Consider the following 7,332-nt stretch of genomic DNA (forward strand, 5'->3'; position numbering starts at 1 on the left):
GGATCATGCCCGTGCCGGTTAGCGCGTGCAACCGCCCGCCGCTTGGGTTAAATCCTTGGCACCGTTTTCTCGTCGCAAGAGGGTTTCGTGCACCGCCTCGCCTCGCCGATCCTGTGGCCGCTGCCGCTGGCCTTCGCAGCCCTGCTGAGCGTGATGCTGTGGGTCAGCCTGCCGTTGTGGCAGGTCTTCAACCTGGACCCCGACTATTATTATCTGTTGAACGGCCTGCGCATGGTCGAGGGCCTGGCGCCGACCGACCTGTCCCATCCCGGCACGCCGGTCCAGGCCATCATCGCCGCAGTGCTGCGGCTGATGCATCCGGGCGAAGGTTCGGCCGCCATCGTCGATCAGGTCCTGAAAGACCCGGAACGCCATCTGATCGTCGCCACCTTGGCCTTCTATCCCTTCGTCGCCCTGGCCCTGGTCAGCTTGGGCGCCGCCGTGCTGGCCGCCACCGGCAGCCGCACCGCCGCGTTGGTGGCGCAATCCTCGCCGTTCCTGTCGGCGATCATCGCCAAGTTCGGCCTGCACGCCAAACCGGAACCCCTGATCATCGCCGCTGCCGCGGCCCTTGCCGCCCTGGGCTTCGCCGCCGTCAGAACCGAAAGGCCCGGCGACCGCATGGCCGGGCTGTTCGGTCTGGTCATGGGCTTCGGCATCGCCTGCAAATTGCAGTTCGCCGCCTTGGGCTTGCTGCCCTTGTTCCTGTTGCCGGCCCGCCAGTTGTTCGTCGTCTATCCGCTGGCCACCATCGCCGCCTTCTTCGTCTTCGTCTCGCCCGCCCTGCCCTCGGCCGACCTGTTCTTCGATTTGTGGGGCCGGATCCTGACCCATAGCGGCGCCTATGGCACCGGCGAGGCCGGCATCGTCAACCCGACCAAGCTGCCGCGCGCCATTCTGAAGCTGTTTTCCGGCAAGTGGCTGTTCACACTGGTCATCGTCGTCGCCCTGGCTTTGCTGGTCTTCTATTTCCGCCTGCGCCGGCGGGGATTGCTGGGGCGCGACCGCATGGCCCGACTGGCCGCGGGCCTGGTCCTGGCCCAGGTGGCGACGGTGGTGATGATCGCCAAGCAGCCGGCGTCCCATTACATGATCCCGGCCCTGATGCTGACCGGGCCGACCCTGGTGACGGTCTGGAGCCTGTCGCGCCCCTTGATGGGCGAAACCGCCTTCCGGCGCCTGTGGCTGGCGGTACCCATGGTGCTGGCCGTGATCGCGATCTCGGCGGCATGGCGCCAGACCCGGGAACTGGACGGCTGGACCAAGGACGCCCAAGGCTTCGACATGAGCCGGTTCGCGGGCTGCGCCAAGATCGGCTTCGACGCCTCGTCCTCGCTGGGCTATGCCCTGCAGCGGGGCGACATGAACGCGCAGGGGCGCTATTCGCCCAAGCTCGCCGCCTTCATGCCCAGGGACGAATATTTCTGGTTCACCAACGACCATACCTGGTGGAACCGCAGCTTGATGCAGTGGAACCAACCCGTCCGCCTGACCGACATCCTGGCGCGGCACGGCTGCGCGGTGTTGCGCGGCAGCCAGCCATGGACGTTGGCTCCGGAACTGGCCAAGGAGGCGCCCGGCCTGGTCCCCGACGACCGCTGCTCGACCAGCGACGAGGAAATCTTCACCATCAACGTCCGTTGCGATGGTTCCAAGGTGGCACGTTAACCCATCTCGCGCTTGCAAAAGCCGACGAAGCGGCTAGCCTGAAACCATCAACGGCCCAGGGGAACACGCGATGTCGGCCAAGATCATCACCATTGCGCAGCAAAAGGGCGGCGCCGGCAAGACCACCATCGCCGCCCAACTGGGCGTGGCCTTCGCCAACCGCGGTCGCAAGGTCGGACTGATCGATATCGACCCGCAGGGCTCGCTGGCGATGTGGTACGAAGTCAGGAAGCAACTGGTCGACGAAGCCGGCGGCGGCATCACCTTCGTCCAGGCCTCGGGCTGGCGATTGGCGACCGAGTTGGACCGCCTGAAGCGCACCTGCGACCTGATCTTGGTGGACAGCCCGCCCCACGCCGAGACCGATGTCCGCATCGCCGTGCGTGGCGGCGACCTGATCCTGGTACCGATGCAGCCGACGCCGTTGGATCTGTGGGCGACCCAGCCGACCTTGGACATGGCCAAGAAGGAAAAGACCCCGGCCCTGGTGGTGTTCAACCGCACGCCGGCCAAGGGCAAGCTGGTCGATGCCGTGCGCAAGAAGATCCAGCAGGCCGAGATGCCGGTGGCCGCCGCCGTGCTGGGCAACCGCGTGTCGTTCGCCGCCAGCCTGATGGAGGGCAAGGGCGTGCTGGAAAGCAACCCGCGCCACACCGCCACCAAGGAAATCAAGGCGCTGGCCGATGAAATCGCTGTAAAGCTGGGGTTCTAGACCATGGCCGCTTTCGTCCTTGCCCTCGCCATCCACCTGATCGCCTCGGTGATCTGGGTCGGCGGCATGTTTTTCGCCCACATGGTGTTGCGTCCGTCGGTGATGGACATGGCGCCGCCGGAACGGCTGGCCCTGTGGTCCAAGGTGCTGCCGCGCTTCTTCGCCTGGGTGTGGGCCTCGATCGCGGCGCTTCTGGTCACCGGCTACGGCGTGCTGTTCCTGGGCTATCGCGGCGGCATCGGCGGCGGCGGCCTGCATATCGACATCATGCAGGCCACCGGCCTGATCATGGTCGCCAACTTCATCTATCTGTATTTCGGCCCGTTCGGCGGTTTCAAGACCCTGCTGGCGGCCGGCGACATCAAGGGTGCTGCGGCGGCGCAAGGGCGCATCCGCCAGATCGTCACCATCAACCTGGTGCTGGGCCTGGTCACCCTGGCGGTCGGAGGCACCGGCACGTTGTGGGCCTATTGACCATGAGCCAGAAGCGTTTCACCGAAGACGACGTCGAGATCCTGGCCAAGGACACCGTTTTCAAGGGCTATTTCCAGATCGACCGCTATCGGCTGCGTCACCGCACCTTCGCCGGCGGCTGGACGGCCGAGATCACCCGCGAAATCTTCGAGCGCGGCCACGCGGTGGTGGTGATCTTGTACGATCCGGCCCGCGATCAGGTCGCCTTGATCGAGCAGTTCCGCACCGGCTCGCTGGCGGCCGGCTGGTATCCGTGGCTGATCGAATGCGTCGCCGGCATCATCGACGAGGGCGAGCATCCCGACGATGTGGCCCGGCGCGAGACCAAGGAGGAAGCGGGCGCCGATCCCACCCATCTGGTCGAGATCGGCGCCTATCTGGTCACCGCCGGCGGCTCGTCGGAAACCTGCCGGCTTTATTGCGCGGCGGTGGATTGCTCGACCATCGAGGGGCTGCACGGCCTGGAACACGAGGGCGAGGACATCCGCGTCTTCACCCTTCCGGTGACCGAGGCCTATCAGATGGTCAAGGACGGCCGCATCAACAATGCGATGGCGGTGGTGGCGATCCAGTGGCTGATGCTGGAACGTGACCTGTTGCGCCAGGCCTGGCTGGATCAGGCCCCGGCCTGACCATCAATCATCGTCATAAAGTCCCTGCTCGGCCTGCTTGTGGCAGGCGGGGCAGTTCGACCGGCTCATCACGTCCTTGCGGGTCCACACCTCGGGCGCAACCTTGCGGTGCTTGCGGGCGAACCAGGCGGTGTCGGTGATCTTGCTGTCCGACACGCCGCGGCGATAGCCGCCGGCATTGGCGGTCAGGTACTGGGTGATGGCGCTGACCTTGTCGGGGGCCATCTCGGCATTGTCGCCGAAATGGTTGGCCAGGTTGGACATCATCTTGCGCCAGGCGTCCGCCGACAGAAAGGCCGGCTGGAACGCCATGTGGCACGAACCGCATTCCTTCAGGGTCAGCGGGTCCTTGACCGGCGCCACCCAGTCGCCGCCGGCCATGGCCGGGGCCGCGACAGCCACGGACAAGATGGTGGCCAGGATCAGTCTTTTCATCGCGAATCTCCGGGTCAGCGGTTGATCAGGAAGGTCAGGTAATCGCCCTTCTCGGTGGCGGTGCAGACCCGCCCAAAGATGCTTTTGCAATCGCGCATGAAGCGTTCCTCGACCTTGTCGGCTTCGATGAAGCGCTTGGGATTGGCCGAGACGGCCACCGGCTCGATGACGCGCCCGGTCTTGGCGTGGCGGCCCGGCTTGGTGGGGTCGTCGGTATGGCAGGTGCTGCACGAGGCGATCTCGGGGTTGACGGTGTGGCGCGAACGGTAAAGCGCCTCGCCGCGCGCCGCCGAGAAGCCTGCAAAGCCCGCATCCTGCTGCTTGGCCTGGGCGGCATAAGTGGCCAGGATGGCGTCGCGAGCCGGCTCGGCCGCCCAGGCCGGAACCGCTGCCAGGGCCACCAGCACCAGGGCGGCCGACATCCGGCGCAGCCATTGACGGCCCTTGAACACGATCACCGCCACCAGCACATGCAGGCCGATCGCCCACAAGGACATCACGGCCAGTGCCTCGTGCGGGTCTTCCAGGAAGGGCGCGACGTCGGCGGCGATGCCGCTGAAGGCGGCCAGCACCGTCAGGGCCAGGGTCGACAGGATGCTGACCGTCAGCATCTGGTTGCGATTGGGCCGCTTCAACGCCAGCGGGCTGCCGGCCGGAGCCAGCAAGGCCGCCACCAGGCGAAGCGTCACCACCGCCGCCACCCACCAGCCGGCGAACAGATGCATGGCATAGGTGTCCTCGTCGCCGGTCACCCAGGCGATGACGAAGCCGCCCAGCAGTGCGGCGTGCCACAGGCGCACCCCCTGGAATTCCCAGCGCGACGGCTTGTAGGGCGCGGCCGACATTATTCGTCCTCCAACTGGGCCAGGGCCATCAGCCCTTGCGACGGGGCGAAGGCGGCGGCGTAGACCGAGGCGGCGGCGCCGACCAGGAAAGCGGCGATCAATCCGTGGATCAACATTTTGGACAACATCGGACGGCTCCTTGTCTGGGCGATCAACTGAGGCGACAATGACACCAACCGGTTGAACCCAAGCTGACGGAGCAGTTCATCCACCGTTCATCCGATGTATACGATTCTGGGGCCATGAAGACCGCACCGATCCTTGTTGCCCTGATCTTGTTGGCGCCGCCGGCCCTGGCCGGATCGGACCACGACCGCGCCCGCCAGGCCCTGCGCTCGGGCCAGGTACTGCCGCTGGCGAAAATCCTTGAAAAGGTCGCCGCCGACGTCCCCGGCGAGGTGATCGAGACCGAACTGGAAGAAGAAAAAGGCCGCTTCATCTACGAGATCAAGCTGATCACCCCCCAAGGCCGGGTGATGAAGCTGATCTATGACGCCACAGACGCCACGCTTCTGAAAAGCCGCGAGAAGGAGCAAAAATGAGAGTCCTTGTCGTCGAGGACGAGCCGCAGCTGAACCTTCGCATCGAGCAGGCGCTGGAAGCCGCCGGCATGAAGGTCGATGTCGCCTTCGATGGCGAGGAAGGCCTGTTCCTGGGCGAGACCGAACCCTATGACGCCATCGTGCTGGATCTGGGCCTGCCGCGCCTGGACGGGATCAGCGTCATCCGGCGCTGGCGCGAGATGGGCCGGACCATGCCGATCCTGGTGCTGACCGCACGCGGCCGCTGGGCCGACAAGGCCCAGGCCTTCGATTCCGGGGCCGACGACTATCTGACCAAGCCGTTCGAGATGGACGAGGTGATCACCCGCGTTCGCGTGCTGATCCGCCGCGCCGCCGGTCATTCCAGTCCGGAAATCATCTGCGGCCCGTTGCGCGTCGATACCAGCCAGGGCCGGGTGTGGGTGGATGGCCAAGCCATCTCGCTGACCGCCCAGGAATACCGGATCCTGGCCTATCTGGCCCATCATCGCGGCCGGGTGGTCGGCCGCACCGAACTGATCGAACATGTCTATGACCGCGACGACGACCGCGAATCCAACGTCATCGACGTGCTGATGGGCCGCATCCGCAAGAAGCTGAAGGCCGAGATCATCACCACCTTGCGCGGCCAGGGATGGCGCCTGGAAGGTGCCGCCGATGGGGCCTAGCTCGTCGCTGCGCTCGCGCCTGATCCTGGCCGCCGCCTTGTGGGTGGTAGCCGGTCTGGTGGCGGCCGGCCTGGTGCTTCGCCTGTCGTTCGAGGACAGCCTGCAGCGCACCTTCCAGCTTCGCCTGCTGTCCAGCCTGCGCGCCCTGGTCGCCGCCGCCGAGGTTGCCCCAGACGGTCGCGTCATCGTCAACCGCTCGCTGGGCGATCCCCGCTTCGACCAGCCCTATGCCGGCTGGTACTGGCAGATTTCCGGCTTCAAGGGGCCGCCGGTGCGGTCGCGTTCGCTGTGGGATTTCGACCTGCCGGTCGAACCGCCATCGGCCGACGGCCAGGCCCGCTTCGGCACCGCCATCGGCCCGCAAGGCGAGCGCCTGCTGACCGCCGAACGCGACCTGACGTTCGCCTCGAATCCGGAACCGGTCCATGTGGTGGTCGCGGCCACCCGCAGTGATCTCGATGCCGAAATCGCCCGTTTCGACACCGTTTTACTGCTGTCCTTCGCCTGCCTGGGCGCCGGGTTGGTGGTGGCGGTGTGGTTCCAGGCCGGCTTCGGCCTGAGGCCTTTGTCGCGCCTGGCCGATGACCTGGCTGCCTTGCGCCGCACCCCCGGCGGTCGCCTGAATGGCCCCTTCCCCGCCGAGATCGCCCCCCTGGCCGAAGCGCTGAACACCGTGCTGGACCATGATGCCGACCTGATCGAGCGGGCGCGCACCCATGTCGGCAACCTGGCGCACGGCTTGAAGACACCGCTGGCGGTGGTCAAGGCCGAGCTGGATTCCGGCCACGCCGACCCGGCCCAGATCGACGCCCAGGTCGAGCGCATCAGCCGGATGGTGGAACACCACCTGACCCGCGCCCGGACCGAGGCGACGCTGACCCGCGTCGCCGGAAGCGAAGTGGCGGTGGCGCCGGTGGCCGGCGACGTCGCCCGCACCTTGGCCCGCGTCCATCCCACCATCTCCATCCGGGTCGAGATCGAAGGCAATGTCACCTTCCCGGCCGAGAGCGACGATCTGGCCGAGATGATCGGCAATCTGACGGAAAATGCCTGTAAATGGGCCCGCTCGCGGGTGGTGGTCGTGGCCCGTCCCGGCCTGTTGTCGATCGAGGATGACGGCCCCGGCCTGTCCGAGGCCGAATGCCAGGCGGTCACCCGGCGCGGCGCCCGCCTGGACGAGGCCATTCCCGGCCACGGATTGGGCCTGTCGATCGTCGCCGACCTGGCCCGGCTTTATGGCGCCAGGCTCGAGCTGGGCCGCTCGGACCTGGGCGGCCTGAGGGCCGAGATCCGGCTAGAGCCGCGAGCATAAAATCCGGATCAGCCTTTCTTGGTCGTCATTGCCGGGCTTGACCC

Annotated in this window: 10 protein-coding genes; 7 read left to right on the forward strand and 3 right to left on the reverse strand. The window is 66.6% G+C overall.

The genetic code is table 11. From position 1 onward, the window contains the following. The first annotated feature begins 87 nt into the window (after positions 1-87). The 4 genes from MTBLM5_RS11295 to MTBLM5_RS11310 all read left to right on the forward strand — a co-directional run bounded on the left by MTBLM5_RS11295 (position 88) and on the right by MTBLM5_RS11310 (position 3,486). Entirely contained in the window at positions 88-1,668 is a 1,581-nt protein-coding gene (locus tag MTBLM5_RS11295; RefSeq protein WP_254431005.1) for a hypothetical protein, read from the forward strand. Positions 1,669-1,738: 70 nt separating this feature from the next. After that, complete coding sequence (gene parA / locus MTBLM5_RS11300) at positions 1,739-2,380, forward strand: ParA family partition ATPase (protein ID WP_173976221.1); 642 nt, start codon at positions 1,739-1,741, stop codon at positions 2,378-2,380. 3 nt (positions 2,381-2,383) lie between these two features. Continuing rightward, positions 2,384-2,854, forward strand: coding sequence for a CopD family protein (locus tag MTBLM5_RS11305; protein ID WP_173976222.1), 471 nt, complete (start codon positions 2,384-2,386; stop codon positions 2,852-2,854). Positions 2,855-2,856: 2 nt separating this feature from the next. Next, positions 2,857-3,486: an NUDIX domain-containing protein gene (locus MTBLM5_RS11310; RefSeq protein WP_173976223.1), complete on the forward strand. Its 630-nt coding sequence runs from the start codon at positions 2,857-2,859 to the stop codon at positions 3,484-3,486. A gap of 3 nt (positions 3,487-3,489) precedes the next feature. Here the strand turns inward: MTBLM5_RS11310 and MTBLM5_RS11315 are convergent, their stop codons facing one another. From MTBLM5_RS11315 to MTBLM5_RS19060, 3 genes are read right to left on the reverse strand one after another with little or no spacing between them, the layout of a single operon-like run. Continuing rightward, positions 3,490-3,921: a diheme cytochrome c gene (locus MTBLM5_RS11315; RefSeq protein WP_068502792.1), complete on the reverse strand. Its 432-nt coding sequence runs from the start codon at positions 3,919-3,921 to the stop codon at positions 3,490-3,492. A 14-nt stretch (positions 3,922-3,935) separates the two neighbouring features. Further along, a complete protein-coding gene (locus MTBLM5_RS11320) occupies positions 3,936-4,766 on the reverse strand; it encodes a DUF1924 domain-containing protein (protein WP_173976224.1) in 831 nt (276 codons plus the stop codon). Next, a complete protein-coding gene (locus MTBLM5_RS19060; RefSeq protein WP_256367172.1) occupies positions 4,766-4,894 on the reverse strand; it encodes a hypothetical protein in 129 nt (42 codons plus the stop codon). Before MTBLM5_RS19060 ends, MTBLM5_RS11320 begins: the two co-directional genes overlap by 1 nt. Before the next feature lie 114 nt (positions 4,895-5,008). Here MTBLM5_RS19060 and MTBLM5_RS11325 point away from each other — a divergent pair, with 114 nt between their 5' ends. From MTBLM5_RS11325 to MTBLM5_RS11335, 3 genes are read left to right on the forward strand one after another with little or no spacing between them, the layout of a single operon-like run. Further along, positions 5,009-5,308 carry a PepSY domain-containing protein gene (locus tag MTBLM5_RS11325; RefSeq protein WP_173976225.1) on the forward strand — a complete coding sequence of 100 codons (300 nt, stop codon included), beginning with the start codon at positions 5,009-5,011 and terminating at the stop codon, positions 5,306-5,308. Beyond that, complete coding sequence (locus MTBLM5_RS11330; protein WP_173976226.1) at positions 5,305-5,976, forward strand: response regulator transcription factor; 672 nt, start codon at positions 5,305-5,307, stop codon at positions 5,974-5,976. The genes MTBLM5_RS11325 and MTBLM5_RS11330 overlap by 4 nt, the downstream gene beginning before the upstream one ends. Continuing rightward, a complete protein-coding gene (locus MTBLM5_RS11335) occupies positions 5,966-7,288 on the forward strand; it encodes an ATP-binding protein (protein WP_173976227.1) in 1,323 nt (440 codons plus the stop codon). The genes MTBLM5_RS11330 and MTBLM5_RS11335 overlap by 11 nt, the downstream gene beginning before the upstream one ends. The last annotated feature ends 44 nt before the right edge of the window (positions 7,289-7,332 follow it).

The organism is Magnetospirillum sp. LM-5 (genome assembly GCF_902729445.1).
Taxonomy (GTDB): domain Bacteria; phylum Pseudomonadota; class Alphaproteobacteria; order Rhodospirillales; family Magnetospirillaceae; genus Magnetospirillum.

Excerpts from the sequence above, each read along its gene's own strand:
- MTBLM5_RS11330 (WP_173976226.1), top strand. The coding sequence starts at position 5,305 with ATGAGAGTCCTTGTCGTCGAGGACGAGCCGCAGCTGAACCTTCGCATC.
- MTBLM5_RS11325 (WP_173976225.1), top strand. The coding sequence starts at position 5,009 with ATGAAGACCGCACCGATCCTTGTTGCCCTGATCTTGTTGGCGCCGCCG.
- MTBLM5_RS11310 (WP_173976223.1), top strand. The coding sequence starts at position 2,857 with ATGAGCCAGAAGCGTTTCACCGAAGACGACGTCGAGATCCTGGCCAAG.
- parA (WP_173976221.1), top strand. The coding sequence starts at position 1,739 with ATGTCGGCCAAGATCATCACCATTGCGCAGCAAAAGGGCGGCGCCGGC.
- MTBLM5_RS11305 (WP_173976222.1), top strand. The coding sequence starts at position 2,384 with ATGGCCGCTTTCGTCCTTGCCCTCGCCATCCACCTGATCGCCTCGGTG.
- MTBLM5_RS11315 (WP_068502792.1), bottom strand. The coding sequence starts at position 3,921 with ATGAAAAGACTGATCCTGGCCACCATCTTGTCCGTGGCTGTCGCGGCC.
- MTBLM5_RS11335 (WP_173976227.1), top strand. The coding sequence starts at position 5,966 with ATGGGGCCTAGCTCGTCGCTGCGCTCGCGCCTGATCCTGGCCGCCGCC.
- MTBLM5_RS11320 (WP_173976224.1), bottom strand. The coding sequence starts at position 4,766 with ATGTCGGCCGCGCCCTACAAGCCGTCGCGCTGGGAATTCCAGGGGGTG.
- MTBLM5_RS19060 (WP_256367172.1), bottom strand. The coding sequence starts at position 4,894 with ATGTTGTCCAAAATGTTGATCCACGGATTGATCGCCGCTTTCCTGGTC.